This is a genomic window from Streptomyces sp. NPDC111520 (genome assembly GCF_055635295.1).
In genome coordinates this window covers 96,519-112,596 of record NZ_JBVKBW010000011.1, presented here as the reverse complement: position 1 = coordinate 112,596, position 16,078 = coordinate 96,519, and the positions used below count along the sequence as shown (strand labels likewise).

The 16,078-nt window shown below is 72.0% G+C and carries 17 protein-coding genes; 7 read left to right on the top strand and 10 right to left on the bottom strand.

Features of this window, described 5'->3' with window-relative positions; all coding sequences use genetic code 11:
- Positions 1-310: 310 nt before the first annotated feature.
- Positions 311-880 (bottom strand): GNAT family N-acetyltransferase, encoded by a 570-nt coding sequence (locus tag ACZ7MY_RS26005; RefSeq protein ID WP_499605256.1) that lies wholly within the window; start codon positions 878-880, stop codon positions 311-313.
- 194 nt (positions 881-1,074) lie between these two features.
- Complete coding sequence (locus ACZ7MY_RS26000; RefSeq protein WP_499605254.1) at positions 1,075-2,178, bottom strand: NADH:flavin oxidoreductase/NADH oxidase; 1,104 nt, start codon at positions 2,176-2,178, stop codon at positions 1,075-1,077.
- 348 nt (positions 2,179-2,526) lie between these two features.
- Between ACZ7MY_RS26000 and ACZ7MY_RS25995 the strand changes: the two genes are divergently transcribed.
- The 3 genes from ACZ7MY_RS25995 (at position 2,527) to ACZ7MY_RS25985 (ending at position 4,509) form a co-directional block, all read left to right on the top strand.
- Positions 2,527-3,537, top strand: a complete 1,011-nt coding sequence (locus ACZ7MY_RS25995) for an aldo/keto reductase (protein WP_499605252.1) — start codon at positions 2,527-2,529, stop codon at positions 3,535-3,537.
- Positions 3,538-3,578: 41 nt separating this feature from the next.
- Positions 3,579-3,998, top strand: a complete 420-nt coding sequence (locus ACZ7MY_RS25990) for an SRPBCC family protein (RefSeq protein ID WP_499605250.1) — start codon at positions 3,579-3,581, stop codon at positions 3,996-3,998.
- A gap of 172 nt (positions 3,999-4,170) precedes the next feature.
- Positions 4,171-4,509, top strand: coding sequence for a putative quinol monooxygenase (locus ACZ7MY_RS25985; RefSeq protein ID WP_499605249.1), 339 nt, complete (start codon positions 4,171-4,173; stop codon positions 4,507-4,509).
- A gap of 13 nt (positions 4,510-4,522) precedes the next feature.
- Here the strand turns inward: ACZ7MY_RS25985 and ACZ7MY_RS25980 are convergent, their stop codons facing one another.
- A complete protein-coding gene (locus ACZ7MY_RS25980; protein ID WP_499605247.1) occupies positions 4,523-5,317 on the bottom strand; it encodes an SDR family NAD(P)-dependent oxidoreductase in 795 nt (264 codons plus the stop codon).
- 193 nt (positions 5,318-5,510) lie between these two features.
- Between ACZ7MY_RS25980 and ACZ7MY_RS25975 the strand changes: the two genes are divergently transcribed.
- Both ACZ7MY_RS25975 and ACZ7MY_RS25970 read left to right on the top strand, forming a co-directional pair.
- Positions 5,511-5,903: a hypothetical protein gene (locus ACZ7MY_RS25975; protein ID WP_499605246.1), complete on the top strand. Its 393-nt coding sequence runs from the start codon at positions 5,511-5,513 to the stop codon at positions 5,901-5,903.
- Positions 5,904-5,940: 37 nt separating this feature from the next.
- A complete protein-coding gene (locus ACZ7MY_RS25970; RefSeq protein ID WP_391579787.1) occupies positions 5,941-6,804 on the top strand; it encodes an alpha/beta fold hydrolase in 864 nt (287 codons plus the stop codon).
- A 94-nt stretch (positions 6,805-6,898) separates the two neighbouring features.
- Here ACZ7MY_RS25970 and ACZ7MY_RS25965 read toward each other — a convergent pair whose 3' ends face one another.
- Both ACZ7MY_RS25965 and ACZ7MY_RS25960 read right to left on the bottom strand, forming a co-directional pair.
- Complete coding sequence (locus ACZ7MY_RS25965; RefSeq protein ID WP_499605244.1) at positions 6,899-7,726, bottom strand: aldo/keto reductase; 828 nt, start codon at positions 7,724-7,726, stop codon at positions 6,899-6,901.
- Positions 7,727-7,911: 185 nt separating this feature from the next.
- Positions 7,912-8,382, bottom strand: a complete 471-nt coding sequence (locus ACZ7MY_RS25960) for a MarR family winged helix-turn-helix transcriptional regulator (RefSeq protein WP_499605242.1) — start codon at positions 8,380-8,382, stop codon at positions 7,912-7,914.
- Between the two features lie 165 nt (positions 8,383-8,547).
- Here ACZ7MY_RS25960 and ACZ7MY_RS25955 point away from each other — a divergent pair, with 165 nt between their 5' ends.
- Entirely contained in the window at positions 8,548-9,762 is a 1,215-nt protein-coding gene (locus ACZ7MY_RS25955; RefSeq protein WP_499605240.1) for an MFS transporter, read from the top strand.
- Positions 9,763-9,900: 138 nt separating this feature from the next.
- Here ACZ7MY_RS25955 and ACZ7MY_RS25950 read toward each other — a convergent pair whose 3' ends face one another.
- The 5 genes from ACZ7MY_RS25950 to ACZ7MY_RS25930 all read right to left on the bottom strand — a co-directional run bounded on the left by ACZ7MY_RS25950 (position 9,901) and on the right by ACZ7MY_RS25930 (position 15,196).
- Positions 9,901-12,240: a glycoside hydrolase family 65 protein gene (locus tag ACZ7MY_RS25950; protein WP_499605239.1), complete on the bottom strand. Its 2,340-nt coding sequence runs from the start codon at positions 12,238-12,240 to the stop codon at positions 9,901-9,903.
- A complete protein-coding gene (locus tag ACZ7MY_RS25945; protein ID WP_499605237.1) occupies positions 12,237-12,980 on the bottom strand; it encodes an HAD family hydrolase in 744 nt (247 codons plus the stop codon). The genes ACZ7MY_RS25950 and ACZ7MY_RS25945 overlap by 4 nt, the downstream gene beginning before the upstream one ends.
- A 268-nt stretch (positions 12,981-13,248) precedes the next feature.
- On the bottom strand, positions 13,249-13,767 hold the full coding sequence (locus ACZ7MY_RS25940) for a YrhB domain-containing protein (RefSeq protein ID WP_499605235.1): 519 nt from the start codon (positions 13,765-13,767) through the stop codon (positions 13,249-13,251).
- A gap of 50 nt (positions 13,768-13,817) precedes the next feature.
- Positions 13,818-14,372: an SRPBCC family protein gene (locus ACZ7MY_RS25935; protein WP_499605233.1), complete on the bottom strand. Its 555-nt coding sequence runs from the start codon at positions 14,370-14,372 to the stop codon at positions 13,818-13,820.
- A 182-nt stretch (positions 14,373-14,554) separates the two neighbouring features.
- Positions 14,555-15,196 carry a TetR family transcriptional regulator gene (locus tag ACZ7MY_RS25930; protein WP_499605231.1) on the bottom strand — a complete coding sequence of 214 codons (642 nt, stop codon included), beginning with the start codon at positions 15,194-15,196 and terminating at the stop codon, positions 14,555-14,557.
- A 135-nt stretch (positions 15,197-15,331) separates the two neighbouring features.
- Here ACZ7MY_RS25930 and ACZ7MY_RS25925 point away from each other — a divergent pair, with 135 nt between their 5' ends.
- Complete coding sequence (locus tag ACZ7MY_RS25925; protein ID WP_499605229.1) at positions 15,332-16,069, top strand: SDR family NAD(P)-dependent oxidoreductase; 738 nt, start codon at positions 15,332-15,334, stop codon at positions 16,067-16,069.
- Positions 16,070-16,078 lie beyond the last annotated feature (9 nt).

The following is a 16,078-nucleotide window of genomic DNA, read 5'->3' as shown; positions in this document are numbered from 1 at the left end:
CATCGTGCCGGAACCCCTGCCCGGCCGCGCCTCGATTTCGTACGGCTGCGCGGTTCGGCCCCGCCCTGCGACGCACGCTGTTCCACGCGCGCGGCACCAGGGCGATCCTCGGCGAACTCGTCGTTCCCCACCCGCGAGGCTCGACACCGCCGCCGGACCCGCTGTGACAGGGCGGCCGAGCCCGGTGGGTCGGAGCACCACCCCTAGCCCCTCGACGCCCGGCCCGGCGGGCCGCAGCGCCGACGGCGACAGCGGCCCCACACCGCAGGGCTTCGAGCCGTCCTGACCGGCGGCGCCGTGCGCCGGGGCGTCAGGCCGTCATGGAGAAGCGCCGGCACACATGCACCCGGCTGAACTCGGCGCGCATGCGGGCCTCGTCCTCCAGTCCGGCGTGCAGGAACGCGGCCATGAGGCGCAGGCCGGGGCGGGGGGTGAGGATCGCGCGGTCCGGTTCGGCGGGATCGGTGTACCGGTGGGCGTAGACGTGCAGGTAGTGGTCGCTCTCGGCGAAGCCCACGGCCCGGTACCAGGCGAGGGTGGCCGGGTCGTCGCGGGTCCAGGCGTCGAGGGTGGACGCGCCGCGCGCCCGGACCTCGGCTCGGGTGCGGTACAGGAGGGCGCGGCCGAGGCCGCGGTGCTGGTGGTCGGGGTGGACGGCGACGGTGTCGATGGTCGCCAGCCCGGCGTCGACGGCGGTGTCCATGATGCCGACGACCGTCCCCGCCCCGTCGACGGCGACGAGTTCCAGCCCCGGCGCCGGGACGGGCGGCTTGGCGCGGTCGACGTCGTCGTAGTAGGCGGTGCCCAGGAACGAGAGCACCCTGCAGCGCAGCCAGGAGATCTCGTCGGCCGGGGTGTACTCACGCAGCGTGTAGGTCACGTCCCAGAACCTCGTGTGCCGGCGGCGGATGACGGACGCGATGCTCCTCGCGTCGTGCGGCGCCGCGCAACGTGGTTTCCGCGTACCGCACCGTGCCCGCGACGAGCCGTCCCCGCCGCACGACGGTGCGACGGGACGGCGACGGGACGGACGCGCGGGACCGGGGCGGGCGGCTCCGGTCCGCGTTACGGCGGTCAGGCGCGGTGGTACTGAACCGGGGTGTTGACCTCCCCGCCCAGCGCCGCCGCCGCGTGACGCGCCCAGTACGGGTCGCGCAGCAGCTCGCGGCCGAGGAGGACGGCGTCGGCCTTGCCGGAGCCGACGATGGCCTGCGCCTGGTCGGGCTCGGTGATGAGACCGACCGCGGCGACCGGCATTCCGGTCTCGTTGCGGACGCGCTCGGCGAACGGCACCTGGTAGTCGGGGGCCGCGACGATCTTCGCGTTGGGGGCGTTGCCCCCGGTGGAGACGTCCATCAGGTCGACGCCGCGGGCCTGCAGCTCCTTGGCGAGGCGCACGGTGTCGTCGCCGGTCCAGCCCTCGCGGTCGTCGTCGGCGTTCTCGCTCAGCCAGTCGGTCGCGGAGATCCGGAAGAAGACCGGCAGGTCCTGCGGCCACACGGCGCGGACGGCCTCGACGACCTCCAGGGCGAAGCGGGTGCGGCCCTCGAAGTCCCCGCCGTATCCGTCGGTGCGGCGGTTGCTGTGCGGGGAAAGGAACTGGTTGATGAGGTATCCGTGGGCCCCGTGGATCTCGGCGACCTGGAACCCCGCGTCAAGGGCGCGCCGGGCGGCGTCGGCGAAGTCCGCGACGATCCGGCCGATCTGCTCGGTGCTGAGCTCCTCCGGCGTGGTGGAGCCGGTGTCGAACGGGACGGCGCTGGGGCCGGCCGGCGTCCAGCCGTGCCGCTCGCCCGGGGGGAGGGGGGCGCCGCGGTCGACCCAGGTCCGCTCCGTGGAGGCCTTGCGTCCGGCGTGCGCGAGCTGGATGCCGGGCACGGTGCCCTGGGACTTCAGGAACGCGGTGATCCGCCGGAAGGCCTCGACCTGGGTGTCGTTCCAGATGCCGAGGTCGTACGGGCTGATCCTGCCCTCGGGGCTGACGGCCGTGGCCTCGGTGATGATCAGGCCGGTGCCGCCCGCCGCCCGTGCAGCGAGGTGCGTGAAGTGCCAGTCGTTCGGCACGCCCGCCTGCTCGCCGTCCGGGGCCGCGCTGTACTGGCACATGGCTGCCATCCAGATCCGGTTCGGGACGGTCAGCGACCGGAGGGTGAAGGGCTCGAACAGGGTGGTGGTCACGAAGCTGTCTCCTCGGGAGGCGGTCGGGGCCGGGTCGCGCGGCGACGACTCGGTACATCGTTCATGCGCCTGCGCCCTACAGGCTCAATCAATAATTGCACACGCCGATTAATTCCCGTACGCCGGCCAACGGGCGACATTCGGACCGCGCAGGTATCGCGCGTTTGCATTAGTCGGCGCCTGCAAGTAATGTCGGATCCCGTCAGGCGCCGGACGTGGTGCACGCCCCGTCCGGTCGCGCTCCCGGCGAACGCCCGGCCTCCGGGCACCCGGAGGCGATCCCCTCACAACCCCGGCCCCCGCGGTGGAGCACCCCGCGCCCCGCGCACGGCCGCCGAAAGGCACACCATGTCGCTCAAGGAACTCATCCCCGGCCGCCTCGGCTTCGGCACCGCCCCCCTCGGCAACATGTTCCGCGCCATTCCCGAGGAGGAGGTGAACGCGACCCTGGAAGCCGCCTGGGACCAGGGCATCCGCTTCTACGACACCGCCCCCTTCTACGGCGCGGGCCTCGCCGAACTGCGGCTCGGCGAGCTGCTCTCGCAGCGGCCCCGCGACGAGTACGTGCTGGCCAGCAAGGTCGGGCGGGTCATCCTGGACGAGCCCGAGCCGGGCGCCCGCGACCTCGGGGAGAAGGGCGGGCTGTTCGAGCACGGCCGTCCGAACGCGATGCTGCACGAGTGGACCGCCGACGCGACCGAGCGGTCGATCGAGGGCAGCCTGAAGCGACTCGGCGTGGACCGCCTGGACATCGTCTGGGTGCACGACATCGCCCAGGACTTCCACGGCGACCTCTGGCTGAGCAAGTTCGAGGAGGCCCGCACCGGCGCCTTCCGCGTGCTGTCCCGGCTCCGCGACGAGGGCGTCATCAAGGCCTGGGGCCTCGGCGTGAACCGGGTCGAGCCCATCGAGCTGACGCTCGACCTGGACGAGCCGCAGCCCGACGGGTTCCTGCTCGCGGGCCGCTACACCCTGCTGGACCACGCGCGCCCGCTGGAGCGGCTGCTGCCCAAGGCGCAGGAACAGGGCGTCGGCATGGTCGTCGGCGGCCCCTACAGCTCCGGGGTCCTCGCCGGCGGCACCCACTTCGAGTACCAGGACGCGCCCCCGGAGGTCGTCGAGCGCGTACGGCGCATCAAGGAGATCACGGCCCGCCACGGGGTGAGCGTCAAGGCCGCGGCGCTGCAGTTCTCCCTGGCGCACCCGGTGGCCGTCGCCGCCGTCCCCGGTGCCACCAAGCCGGGCCGCATCGCCGAGGACATCGCCGCGCTCCACGAGGACGTCCCGGCCGCGTTCTGGACCGAACTCCGCGCCTCCGGCCTCGTCAGCCCCGCCGCTCCGCTCCCGAACGGCGCCTGAAGCGCTCCCGCCCGACCCCGCAAGCCAAGGAGAGAAGACCCATGGCCTCCACCTCGGTCAGTCGTGTCGTACCCGCGTCGCCCGAACGCGTCTGGAACCTGATCGGCGGCTTCCACGCGCTGCCCGACTGGCTCCCGTTCATCCCCGAGAGCACCCCGCTGGAGGGCGGGCGGGCCCGCAGGCTCCGCACCCCTGAGGGGGACGTGATCGTCGAGCGCATGGTGGCCTTCAGCGAAGCCGAGCGGCACTACGCGTACGCGATCGTGGAGGCGCCCTTCCCCGTGACCGGGTACGTCTCCGACCTGCGGGTCCACGCCGTACCCGGGCAGCCGGAGGTCGCCGAGGTCGTGTGGAGCGGCCGGTTCGTCCCGGAGGGGGCCGGCGAGGCGGAGGTGGTCGAGCTGTTCACCGGCATCTACCGCGACGGACTCGAAGCCCTCCACGGCGCGCTGGCGGGCTGAGCCCGCGTGCCGGCGCTCTCCCGTCACGTCCGCCGGCGGGGGAGCGCCGGTCCTCCGCGTCCCGTGCGCACGCCATGATCGTTATCCTGTGGGGGCAGGGGCGCCGTCCCTCTGGGCGGGCCCGGTCCGGCCGTCGGCCCCCCGGCGCCCCGGACGTGAGGTGAGCGAAGCCATGGGTGACATCCCCGCCGACAGCCGGCCGCTGGACGACGCGCGACCCGGCCAGATCGTCGTGATCGCCCGCTGGACCCCCGCCCCCGGCAACCACGAGGCCGTCCGCGCCGCGCTCGCCGAGCTGGTCGGCGCCTCCCGGGCGGAGCCGGGCTGCCTGGGCTACCAGGCCTTCCGCCCCGACGGGAGCGAGCAGGGCGACATCGTGCTGGTCGAGCGGTACGCCGACCAGGAGGCCCTGGACGCCCACCGCGGCAGCGTCCACTTCCGCAGCCTGGCGCTTGAGCTGATCGTCCCGCTGCTCCGGGACCGTCACGTCGTCGTGACGACGGTCTCCTGAGCGGGAGGCGGTCTCAGGGGAGGATGGCGTCGACGTAGCCGCCGTCGACCCGCAGGGCGCCCCCGGTGGTGGCCGACGCCAGGTCGGAGCTGAGGTAGACCACCATGTTGGCGATCTCCTCCGGCTCGATCAGGCGCTGCAGCAGCGACTGCGGGCGGTGCTCGCGCATGAAGGCCCGCTGCGCCTCGTCCCAGGGGAGGCCGGGGTCCACCAGTTGGTGGACGAAGTCCTCGACGCCCGCCGTGTGCGTGGGGCCGGCGATCACCGAGTTGACGGTGACCCCGCTGCCGGCGGCCCTTTTGGCGAAGCCGCGGCCGAGGGCGAGCAGCGCGGTCTTGGACATGCCGTAGTGGATCATCTCGGCCGGCGTCACGACCGCGGAGTCGCTGGCGATGTACTGGACGCGGCCCCAGCCCCGTTCGAGCATCCGGGGCAGGTACATCCGTGTGAGGCGGGCCGCGGCGAGCACGTTGACCTCGAAGTAGCGGCGCCACTCGTCGTCGTCGATGTCGAGGGCGTCCACGGCCCCGTAGACGCCCAGGTTGTTGATGAGGACGTCCACGTCCGGGACCTGCTCGTACGCGCGGGCGGCGCCCTCCGGTGAGGCGACGTCGGCGCCGACGGCGAGGAAGTCGCCCTCCGGGACCTCGCCGCGCATCCGCGCGACGGCCTCGTCGACCCTTCCCTGGTCGCGGCCGTTGACCGCGACCCGGGCGCCCGCCCGTGCGAGGCCGGCGGCGATGGCCGCCCCGATGCCCTGCGTCGACCCCGTCACCAAGGCGGTCCGTCCGGTGAGATCGATGCGCATGTACCGCTCCTTCGGCTGTCCCGGTCTCCGGTGGACGGCCGTCGGCGCGACCGCCCACCTCCCAGCCTTCCCGCGCGGGGCCGTGGTGAGCGGTGGGCGCGCCGTGCGGGGGACGTTCCGGCGTGCCCGCGTCCGGCACCTACCTGACGGTGTGTTAGCTGGGGGCGATGATCGGCGTCAGTGAGGAGTGGACATGACGACGGCGACGGCGCAGGGGCCCGTGGAGGAGTTCCGCCGGCTCAGTGACGGCGACGCGGAGCTGCGGGCGCACGGGGCGTACTTCAGCTGCACCTATCTGCTGGACATGGAACGGCACACCTTCCTGGTGCGCATGCACCGCGGCCGGGTGGAGGACCTGGTCGTCGACCCCGAGCCGCTCACGGCCTACGACTTCGCCATCAGGGCCGGTGCGGCGACGTGGCGGGAGTTCTGCTCGCCGGTGCCGAAGCCGATGTACCACGGCATCTGGGCCGCCAGCTTCCAGCGGGACATGCGGCTCGAGGGCGACCTGCTGGTGCTCATGCAGAACCTGCGCTGCCTCACCCGCCAGCTGGAACTGCTCCGCCTCACCGGCCCGCTGGGCTGACCACCGCTCCGGCCCCGCGCCGCCGAAAGGACCCGTCATGAGCACCGCCTCCCGCATCTCGCCGGTGACCGGCCACTACGTCACGATCGACGTGGAGGACGTCCAGTACAAGGTCTTCTACCTGGAGAACGGCCAGGGTCAGCCGCTGGTGTGCCAGCACACCGCCGGCTGCCACAACCACCAGTGGCGCGGCCTCCTGGAGGACGAGGAGATCACCGCGAACCACCGCGTCATCGCCTACGACCTGGCGCGCCACGGCAAGTCGGACCCGCCGCTGAACAAGGAGTGGTGGAAGGAGGAGTACAAGCTCACCGCCGACCACTACGTCGCCTTCATCACCGCGTTCTGCGACGCGCTCGGCCTGGAGGACCCGATCTTCATGGGCTCCTCGTTCGGCGGGAACGTGGCCCTGCAACTGGCGTTGCGGCACCCGGACCGTTTCAAGGCGGTGATCCCGGTGGAGGGGGCCGACTACTCCCCGGGCTTCTACCTCGACTGGTGGCAGCACCCGCACGCCAACGCGGCGCAGGTCTGCGCCAGCGGGGTGTGGGACCTGATGGCCCCCCAGTCGCCCGACGCGGACCGCTGGGCGACCTGGTTCTACTACAGCCAGGGTTCCGAGGCGTTCAAGGGCGACCTGTACTTCTACTCCGTCGACCACGACCTGCGGGGCAGGCTGGGGGAGATCGACGGGGAGCGCTGCCCGGTCGTCATGCTCACCGGCGAGTACGACTACCTGACCACCCCCGCGGACGGTGCCCGGACCGCGGAGCAGATCCGCGGGGCCGAGTTCATCGAGATGAAGGAGATCGGGCACTTCCCGATGAGCGAGAACTACCCGCGCTTCGCCGGTTACCTCAAGCAGGCGCTGCGGCGGATCGAGGAGCGCACCGCCTCCTGAGCCGGGACGCCGGGACGCCAGGGGGCCGGCCCGCCGGGTCGCGGGGTGCGGCCCGCGGTCCGGCGGACGGGACGGCCCCACACGCCCCCGGCGGTCAGTTGAAGGAGGAGGGGTCCGGGCCGATGCGGGCGCCGGTGTCGAGGGCGGTGATCGCCGCGATGTCGGCGTCGGAGAGCGTGAAGTCGAAGACGTCGATGTTCTGGCGGATCCGCTCCGGGGTCACCGACTTGGGGATGACCACGTTGCCGATCTGCAGGTGCCAGCGCAGGATCACCTGGGCCGGGGTCCTGCCCAGGCGCCCGGCGATGCCGGTGACGACCGGGTCCTTCAGCAGGGCGCCCTGGGCGAGCGGGCTCCACGCCTCCGTGGCGATGCCGTGCCGGGCGTGGAAGGCGCGCAGCTCGGCCTGCTGGAGCCGGGGGTGCAGCTCCACCTGGTTGACGGCGGGGACGACGTCGCTGTCGTCGATCAGCCGCTGGAGGTGCTCGGGCTGGAAGTTCGAGACGCCGATGGCACGTGCGCGGCCCTCGGCGTGCAGCTTCTCGAAGGCCCGCCAGGTGTCGAGGTAGGTGTCGCGGGCGGGCGCGGGCCAGTGGATCAGGTAGAGGTCCACGTGGTCGAGGCCGAGCTTGGCGAGGGAGGCGTCGAAGGCGGCGAGGGTGCTGTCGTAGCCCTGGTCGGCGTTCCACAGCTTGGTGGTGACGAACAGTTCGTCGCGGGCGATGCCGGAGGCGGCGAGGGCCTGGCCGACGCCGGTCTCGTTGCCGTAGACGGCCGCGGTGTCGATGCTGCGGTAGCCGCTCTCCAGGGCCGAGGTGACGGCGGCCGCGGTGTCGGCGTCGGGGACCTGGAAGACGCCGAAGCCGAGCTGCGGCATGGCGACGCCGTTGTTGAGGGTGATGTCCGGGGTGGGGGTGGTCATGGTGCTGATCCTTTCGCGTCGCGGCCGGCGGCGGGCGCCGGTGCGAGTGCGGACGGGTGACGTCCCGGGAGGGGGCGGGTGACGCGCGCCCTTCCCGTGCTCCACGACCACGTTAATTGCGTACGCGGTTAATTGCAAACGCTGCATAACCTCGCACGCGGATGCCTGGCTCGCGGATACCCGGCTCAGGAAGCCGGGACCTTCGCGCCCTGCAGGTCCTCCACCGCCTTGGCCAGGGGTGCGAGCTCCGGGACGAGCGCCGCCTCGTCCATTGCCGCGCGCAGCGCCTCGTTGTTGGTCGGGCGGGCCTCCTCCAGCAGCTTGAGGCCGGCCTCGGTCACGTCCGTGTAGATGCCGCGCCGGTCGGTGGGGCAGAGGTACCGGGCCAGCAGGCCGCGGTCCTCCAGCCGGGTGACCAGGCGGGTCGTCGCCGACTGGCTGAGCACCACGGCGTCGGCGACCTGGCGCATCTGCAGGTGACCCCCCTCGCCGTCGTGCTGGCGGCTGAGGACGTCGAGCAGTGAGTACTCGCGCACGCTCAAATCGTGATGGGTCTGCAGCTGCTTCTCGATCCGCCCCTCGATCCGTCCGTGCAGCAGCGACAGGGCGTGCCACCCCTGGGCGAGGGCGGTCAGTGCCGGATCGGTGGCGGTCATCGAAGTCCCCTTCGTGCGGCGGCTGCGGGCGCGGTCACGGCTGTTCGCCCGTACTGGCCATGGTATGCCGCCGTCCGAAGATGTCCAGCGCTTGACGTTATAGCGCGTCTGCAATTATTGTGAGCGCTCGTTAGGTGCCACTGCAACATCTGGAAGGTCTCCGCCATGCCTCTCGCGCTCCTGGCCCTCGCCATCGGGGCTTTCGGTATCGGGACCACCGAATTCGTGATCATGGGCCTGCTGCCCGAGGTCGCCACCGACTTCGGGGTCTCCGTCCCCACCGCCGGCCTGCTCGTGACCGGCTACGGACTCGGCGTCATGATCGGCGCGCCGATCATGACCCTGCTCGGCACCAAGGTGTCCCGCAAGAACATGCTCATGCTGCTCATGGGCGTGTTCGTGCTCGGCAACCTGGTCTCCGCCCTGGCACCCGCCTTCGGCGTGATGATGGCCGGTCGCATCGTCGCGTCCTTCACCCATGGCGCCTTCTTCGGCATCGGCTCGGTCGTCGCCGCCGACCTGGTGGCCCCGGAGAAGAAGGCACGCGCGATCTCCATGATGTTCGCCGGCCTCACCGTGGCCAACGTCGTCGGTGTACCGCTCGGCACCTTCATCGGGCAGCACGCCGGATGGCGCGTGACCTTCTTCGTCGTCGCCGGCCTCGGGGTTGTCGGCCTGGCCGGTGTCCTCAAGCTGGTGCCCGACATGCCGAAGCCGCAGGGCGTACGCCTGCGCCACGAGCTGGGCGCCTTCCGCAACGTCCAGGTCCTGCTGGCCATGGCCATGACCGTGCTCGGCTTCGGTGGCGTCTTCGCGGCCATCACCTACATCGCGCCGATGATGACCGAGGTCACCGGCTTCGCCGACTCCTCCATCACCTGGCTGCTGGTGCTCTTCGGCGTCGGCATGGTCGTGGGCAACCTGATCGGCGGCAGGTACGCCGACCGCGCCCTGATGCCGATGCTCTACACGGCGCTGGGCGCCCTGGCCGCCGTACTGGCGCTGTTCGCCCTCACCGCGCACAACGAGTTCACCGCCGGTGCGACGATCTTCCTCATCGGCGCCCTGGGCTTCGCGACCGTCCCGCCGCTGCAGAAGCGGGTCCTGGACCAGGCGTCCGGCGCCCCCACCCTGGCCTCGGCCGTCAACATCGGGGCCTTCAACCTCGGCAACGCGCTCTCCGCCTGGCTGGGCGGCGTCGTGATCGCCGCGGGATTCGGCTACACCTCGCCGAACCTCGTCGGAGCGGTCCTGACCGCCTCCGCCCTCGTGCTCGCGGTCGTCTCCGCGGCGCTGGAGAAGGGCCGCGGCGGCCGGCCCAGCCGGGTCGTCACCGGGGCCGCGCCCGCCGAGGAGACCGCCCTCACCTCCCGGCACTGACCGCGACGGCCGGGACCTCCTGCACCACCGGTCCCGGCACCACTTCGGGGCGATGGCAGGCCCGGGTGACGCCGAACCCGCGCCGGGCCCCGGTCACGTGACCGGGGCCCGGCGCGCCGCGGACGGGCCGGCGCCGGGTCAGCGGTGCCGGGGGCTGCGGCCCGGGGGCTGCTCCGGAGCCGTGCGGCTGGGGAGGGTCGGCACCTTACGCGTCTGCGGGTGATCGACGGCCACGCTGAACAGGTCGTCGTAGTGACGCAGTTCCAGCGGCTCCCCCTCGAGGAGGGTGTACGTCGCGGCGGCGCCGGTGATCTCCACCTTCAGCCGCCGTCCGAGCACCTGCACCGTGAAGGCGAGCCGCCGCAGCTTCTCCGGCAGCCGCGGCGCGAAGGCGGCGCAGCCGTTCCGGTACCGCATCCCGCCGAAGCCGCCGACCAGGGCGGCCCAGGTGCCGGCGAGGGAGGCGATGTGCAGGCCGTCGCGGGTGTTGTTCTCCAGGTCGTGCAGATCCATCAGCGCCGCTTCGCCCAGGTAGTCGTAGGCGAGGCGCAGATGGCCGACCTCGGCGGCCATGATGGCCTGCGTCGACGCCGACAGGGACGAGTCCCGCACGGTCAGCGGCTCGTAGTAGGCGAAGTTGCGGGCCTTCTGCTCCTCGTCGAAGGCCTGCGGCTGCTTGACCATGGCCAGTACCAGGTCGGCCTGCTTGACCACCTGCCTGCGGTACAGGTCGAAGTAGGGGAAGTGCAGCATCAGGGGGTACTGGTCGGGCTGCGTGGTCGTGAAGTCCCACGCCTGGTGCCGCGTGAAGCCCGCCGACTGCTCGTGCACGCCGATCGCGCTGTCGTACGGCACGGTCATCGCCGCGGCCGCGTCGCGCCACGCCGCGGTCTCCTCGTCGTCGACGCCGAGGGCGGCGCCCTCCTTGGTGTGGCGCTCCACGATGTCGGCGGCGGCGCGCAGGTTCGCCTGCGCCATCAGGTTGGTGTAGATGTTGTCGTCCGCGATGGCGCTGTACTCGTCGGGCCCGGTGACCCCGTCGATGTGGAAGTTGCCGTGCGGGTCGTGGTGACCCAGCGAGTGCCACATGCGGGCGGTCTCCACCAGGATCTCCACGCCCGTCTCACGCTCGAAGTCCTCGTCGCCGGTCAGGGAGACGTAGCGGATGACGGCGTCGGCGATGTCCGCGTTGATGTGGAACGCGGCCGTTCCCGCCGGCCAGTAGCTGGAGCCCTCCGAGCCGTCGATGGTGCGCCAGGGGAAGGCGGCGCCCTCCAGGCCGAGCTGGCGGGCGCGCTCCCGGGCGGCGGGCAGTGTGGCCTGGCGCCAGCGCAGGGCCTCCGCGACGGACTCCGGTGAGGTGAGGGTGAGCAGCGGCAGGACGAAGGTCTCCGTGTCCCAGAAGGAGTGCCCGTCGTAGCCCGAGCCCGTCAGGCCCTTCGACGGGATCGCCCGCTGCTCGGCGCGCGCACCGGCCTGCAGGACGTGGAACATGGCGAAGCGGACCGCCTGCTGGATCTCGGCGTCGCCGTCGATCTCCACGTCCGCCCGCGACCAGAACGTGTCGAGGTAGTCGCGCTGCTCGTCGCACAGCCCCTGCCAGCCGGTGCTGCGGGCGCCCGCGAGGGCGGCCTCCACCTGGTCGCGTACGGCGGGCAGCGAGCGGACCTGGGACCAGCTGTAGGAGACCATCTTCTCCAGGCGCAGCTTCTCACCGGCCTTCAGCGAGCAGGTGACGGTGAGCCTGCTGGTGTCGTCGCCGCTCTCGCTGAAGCTCCGGGTGGACGGCGGGCCCTCCACCGCGTGGTCGGCCGCCACCGCGACCCGCAGCCCGGTGACCGAGGTGGTGTGCACCAGGCGCAGGCGGTTGTCCAGCGCGAGGTTCTCCTCCGGTTGCAGGGGGGAGTCCAGCACGGCGGAGACCCGGGGGTCGCCCGACGTCCTCGGCAGCTGCTCGTTGGCCACCAGCTCGGACTGGACGACCAGCCGCACGTCGTCCACGGCCTCGACCTCGTAGACGACGGCCGCGATGGACCGCTGGGTGAGGGAGACCAGACGGGTCGAGGTCACCCGGACGGAACAGCCCGCGGGGGAGGTCCATTCGCAGGTACGGCGCAGCTGCCCGGCGCGCAGGTCGAGGACGCGCTCGTGCGAGACGAGCCGCCCGTAGCGCACGTCGAAGGGCTCGTCGTTGACGAGCAGCCGGATGATCTTGCCGTTGGTGACGTTGATGACGGTCTGGCCGGCCTCCGGGTAGCCGTAGCCCGCCTCCGCGTACGGCAACGGGTGGCGCTCGTGGACACCGTTCAGGTAGGAGCCGGGCAGTCCGTGCGGCTCGCCCTCGTCGAGGTTGCCCCGCCAGCCGACGTGGCCGTTGGACAGGGCGAACACCGACTCGCTCTGGGCGAGCACCTCGAGGTCCAGCTCGGTCTCGCGGACGCACCACGGCTCGACCATGTAGGAGGAGTGGCTGATCACGCGTCCGCCTCCAGCAGCTCGGCGAGGTCCTGTACGACGATGTCCGCGCCGTGCGCGCGCAGCGCGTCGGCCTGGCCCACCCGGTCGACCCCCACGACGTAGCCGAAGTGGCCGGAGCGGCCGGCGTCCATGCCCGCCAGCGCGTCCTCGAAGACCACCGCCGCCTTCGCCTCCAGCCCGAACTCGCGCGCCGCCTCCAGGAAGGTGTCCGGGTGGGGTTTGCCCGGGAGCTTGCGTTCGGCGGCGACGACGCCGTCGATGCGGACGTCGAAGAGGTCCTCGATGCCGACCGAGACCAGCACGTCGCGGCAGTTGGCGCTGGACGACACCACGGCCGTCCGCAGGCCGGCGGCCCTTACGGCCTTGACGTAGCGGACGGAGCCCGGATAGGCCTCGACCCCCTCGGTGCGGATCTTCTCCAGCAGGATCTCGTTCTTGCGGTTGCCCACCCCGTGCACCGTCTCGCGCTCGGGCGGGTCGTCCGCGGAACCTTCGGGCAGCTCGATGCCGCGCGAGGCCAGGAAGGACCGTACGCCGTCCGCGCGCGGGCGGCCGTCGACGTACTCGTCGTAGTCGGACACCTTGTCGAAGGGGCGGAAGTCCGCGCCCTCCCGGCGGCGCAAGAAGTCGTCGAACACCTCCTTCCAGGCGGCGGCGTGCACGACCGCGGTCTTGGTCAGCACTCCGTCGAGATCGAACAGGCAGGCCCGGATGCCCTCCGGGAGACCGGTCTTCGTCATGCAACGCGCTTCCCCGCACCGGACCACCGGCATGCCTTCCACGGCCGCGGACCACCGGGACGCGGGAACAATCCGGGCCGAGACGCGGTTCCCTTTGATGCGGGTGCCGTGAGTGGGCCAGTGACCCCGGGCCTCATCATTCCGCCCGTGGGGACGATCGTCCGGCTGAAGCCCCACGGAGCCCCCTGCCGGGGGCGACCGCCACCACGGCCCCGCACCGCGATCGGCGCCGGTCAGGTTTCCCCCGTCCTGGCCGGCGTCCCGGTGTTCAGGCGGAGACGGCCTTGATCACGGGCTCCCGGTACGGCACGAGCGCTTTCGTGACGAGGGCCAGCGGTCGCCGGGGAGCGGCGCTGCCGGATTGAAGGGCCGTCACGTAGGCGAGGGCCTCGGCCGGGCCGAGCGCCGGTATCCGTTCGCGCAGCTCGACCATGGCGAACACACGGCCGCGGGCGGCCGCCGACGCGCGTATGCGGTCGTCCAGCTCGTCCACCGCCGTCCGCACGGGCAGTTTGCGGACGCGGGCCCGGTACTCGTCCTCCCATCCGCCCATGAGGTAGTCGACGGGGCCGATCGTGTGCATCCGGCCGTCGGCTCGGTCCACGAGGTAGGGGCCGTTGCCGGCCAGGAGGTGCCGCGAGTCGCCCGTCCTGACGTACTCCGCGGACTGGTACAGGACGACCCACACCAACTCGTGCTCCTCCGCCTCCACCACCGCCATCCGTCCCGGGAAGTGCAGGTCCAGGTGCTCCTGGACCTTCCGGACCGCGTCCTCGCGCTCGATCATGCGGTGAGCATCTCCCAACCGGGCCGGGCCGGGCCAGTCGTCCCTTCGTCCTAGGTCCCCGCCGGTTCGGTGCTCCGGCGCTTCTCGGTGCCCCGTTCCTCCTCACTGCTCGGGCCCTCCTCGCGGCCCCGGCCCTCCTCGGCGGCGGCCTTCAGCATGCGGAGTATCTCCTCGTGGCCCTCACGGAGCCGTGCACTGTCGTAGAAGAGCGTGAGCAGCGGCCCGGAGAGCGACTCCTCGATCGTGACGACCGTGCCGCCCCCTTCCGCCGGCGCCATCCGCATCCGGTCGATCGCCTTCATCCAGCCCATCGCCACGCCCGTCCAGGTCAGCTCCCGCTCGGGCTCGACCACGGCGAAGGTGGATGTGATGGGCGTCCCCCGCAGCTTCCAGCGGAAGCGCGCGTCGGGCTCGACGGCCCCGAGTTCGACGACGCGGGCGTCGGAGCGCCACGCGTCCCAGCCGTGCATGTCGCTGACGAGCCGCCACACCGCGGCGACCGGCGCGCCCACGTGCACCGAGCTCGTCGACCTGACCGGCGCCTGCTCGTCCAGCCGGCCCTTCTTGGCGTACTCCTCGTGCAGTTCCCGCAACGGCGGGCCCATACGGAAAAGCTTCGGCGTCATCATCGTCATCCCATCCGAGAGCATTGCTTCCTTGCGAGAGCAATGCTCTCTCTTTGGCATGGGTGCAGTCAAGACCCCTTTCGGGGCATGCGTCGGCGACCCCGGTGTCTCCCGGGGCTGGGGAAGGGGGTTCGGGTGTTGGGCTGGGGCGCGCGCGTGCGCTACGGCGCCGTCGTGGGCGCCGTCATCTCCAGGCGCGCGGGCGGCGGTTCCGGCAGGGGCCCGGCGTCGGTCGCGACCAGTCCGTCGAGGGCCAGTGCGAGGTAGCGGCGCCAGGCCTGGGGCTGTACGGGCAGCAGGGGTGCCGCGGTCTGGTGGATGCCGCCGAGCAGCAGGACGACGTCGGTGCCCGTGACGTCACCGCGCACGGCGCCACGCTCGCGCGCCCGGGCGGTGAGTGCCTCGGCGGCGTCGCAAAGCAGCGCGATGCGGTCCCGGACCTCGGCGTGCTGCAGCGAGGGGCGGCCGATCACCTCGCAGAACGCCCGGTCGGTGGCGAGCACCTCGACGCCGTCGGACATGAACTCCCGCAGCGCGGCCGCCGGGTCGGCGGCCTCGAGGAGGCGGTCGGCGGAGGCGATGAGCTGGTCGAGCAACTGGAGCATGATCGCCGCGAGGAGGTCCTCCTTCGAGGCGAAGTGCCGGAACACCGTGCCCTTGGCGAGGCCGGCCCGCTGGGCGATCTCCCCGATCGGCACGTCGACCCCGTGCTCGGCGAACGCCGCCGTCGCCGCCTCGAGCAGCTGGCGTCGATTGCGCACCATGTCCGCCCGTCGGCCCGGAGTGGCCGTCGTACCGCTCATGCCTGCCTCCTCCCAGGTGTGGAGCCTACCACCAACGTGACCGGGTGGTCAGGTTAGCTGTTACGCTCAACATGACCCGGCGGTCACCTTCCGCCCGGGTCGTGAACCACGCACACGAACACCTGGGAGAACAACGTGAACAGCACCCTGGAAGGCAAGGTCGTCCTCGTCACCGGTGCGTCCTCGGGCATCGGCCGGGCCACGGCCCTCGCCCTGTCGGAGGCCGGGGCCGCGGTCGCGGTCGGGGCCCGGCGGGCCGACCGGCTGAAGGACCTCGTGCGGGACGCCCCCGGCGACATGCTCGCCCTCGACCTGGACGTCACCGACCACCAGGCGGTGCGGGACGCGGTGGCGGCGACCGTCGAACGCTTCGGGGGCCTCGACATCCTGGTCAACAACGCGGGCGTCATGCTCAGCGGGCCGATCCTCGGCGCGGACACCGAGGAGTGGACGCGTATGGTCGGGACCAACCTGCTCGGCTCGATGTACGCGGTCCACTCCGCGCTGCCCCATCTACTGGAGCGCAAGGGGGCCGTGGTGCAGGTCTCCTCGACCTCGGGGCGTACGGCGACCGCCGCGAGCGGCGTCTACTCGGCCACCAAGTTCGGCGTCACCGCCTTCGCGGAGTCGCTCCGGCAGGAGGTCACCGAACAGGGCGTCCGGGTCGTGGTCGTCGAACCGGGCTTCGTCTCGACCGAGTTGACGTCCCACATCACGAACCCGGCCATCCAGGCCATGGCGAAGAGCATGGCCGAGTCCATGCGGACGCTCCAGCCCGAGGACGTCGCCGCCGCAGTCCTCTACGCGGTCACCCAGCCCGACCACGTCGCGGTCAACGAGATCCTGATCCGCCCTACCGACCAGGCCCGCTGACCCCGCCCC

Excerpts from the sequence above, each read along its gene's own strand:
- ACZ7MY_RS25995 (WP_499605252.1), top strand. The coding sequence starts at position 2,527 with ATGTCGCTCAAGGAACTCATCCCCGGCCGCCTCGGCTTCGGCACCGCC.
- ACZ7MY_RS25990 (WP_499605250.1), top strand. The coding sequence starts at position 3,579 with ATGGCCTCCACCTCGGTCAGTCGTGTCGTACCCGCGTCGCCCGAACGC.
- ACZ7MY_RS25985 (WP_499605249.1), top strand. The coding sequence starts at position 4,171 with ATGGGTGACATCCCCGCCGACAGCCGGCCGCTGGACGACGCGCGACCC.
- ACZ7MY_RS25980 (WP_499605247.1), bottom strand. The coding sequence starts at position 5,317 with ATGCGCATCGATCTCACCGGACGGACCGCCTTGGTGACGGGGTCGACG.
- ACZ7MY_RS25975 (WP_499605246.1), top strand. The coding sequence starts at position 5,511 with ATGACGACGGCGACGGCGCAGGGGCCCGTGGAGGAGTTCCGCCGGCTC.
- ACZ7MY_RS25970 (WP_391579787.1), top strand. The coding sequence starts at position 5,941 with ATGAGCACCGCCTCCCGCATCTCGCCGGTGACCGGCCACTACGTCACG.
- ACZ7MY_RS25965 (WP_499605244.1), bottom strand. The coding sequence starts at position 7,726 with ATGACCACCCCCACCCCGGACATCACCCTCAACAACGGCGTCGCCATG.
- ACZ7MY_RS25960 (WP_499605242.1), bottom strand. The coding sequence starts at position 8,382 with ATGACCGCCACCGATCCGGCACTGACCGCCCTCGCCCAGGGGTGGCAC.
- ACZ7MY_RS25955 (WP_499605240.1), top strand. The coding sequence starts at position 8,548 with ATGCCTCTCGCGCTCCTGGCCCTCGCCATCGGGGCTTTCGGTATCGGG.
- ACZ7MY_RS25945 (WP_499605237.1), bottom strand. The coding sequence starts at position 12,980 with ATGACGAAGACCGGTCTCCCGGAGGGCATCCGGGCCTGCCTGTTCGAT.
- ACZ7MY_RS25940 (WP_499605235.1), bottom strand. The coding sequence starts at position 13,767 with ATGATCGAGCGCGAGGACGCGGTCCGGAAGGTCCAGGAGCACCTGGAC.
- ACZ7MY_RS25935 (WP_499605233.1), bottom strand. The coding sequence starts at position 14,372 with ATGGGCCCGCCGTTGCGGGAACTGCACGAGGAGTACGCCAAGAAGGGC.
- ACZ7MY_RS25930 (WP_499605231.1), bottom strand. The coding sequence starts at position 15,196 with ATGAGCGGTACGACGGCCACTCCGGGCCGACGGGCGGACATGGTGCGC.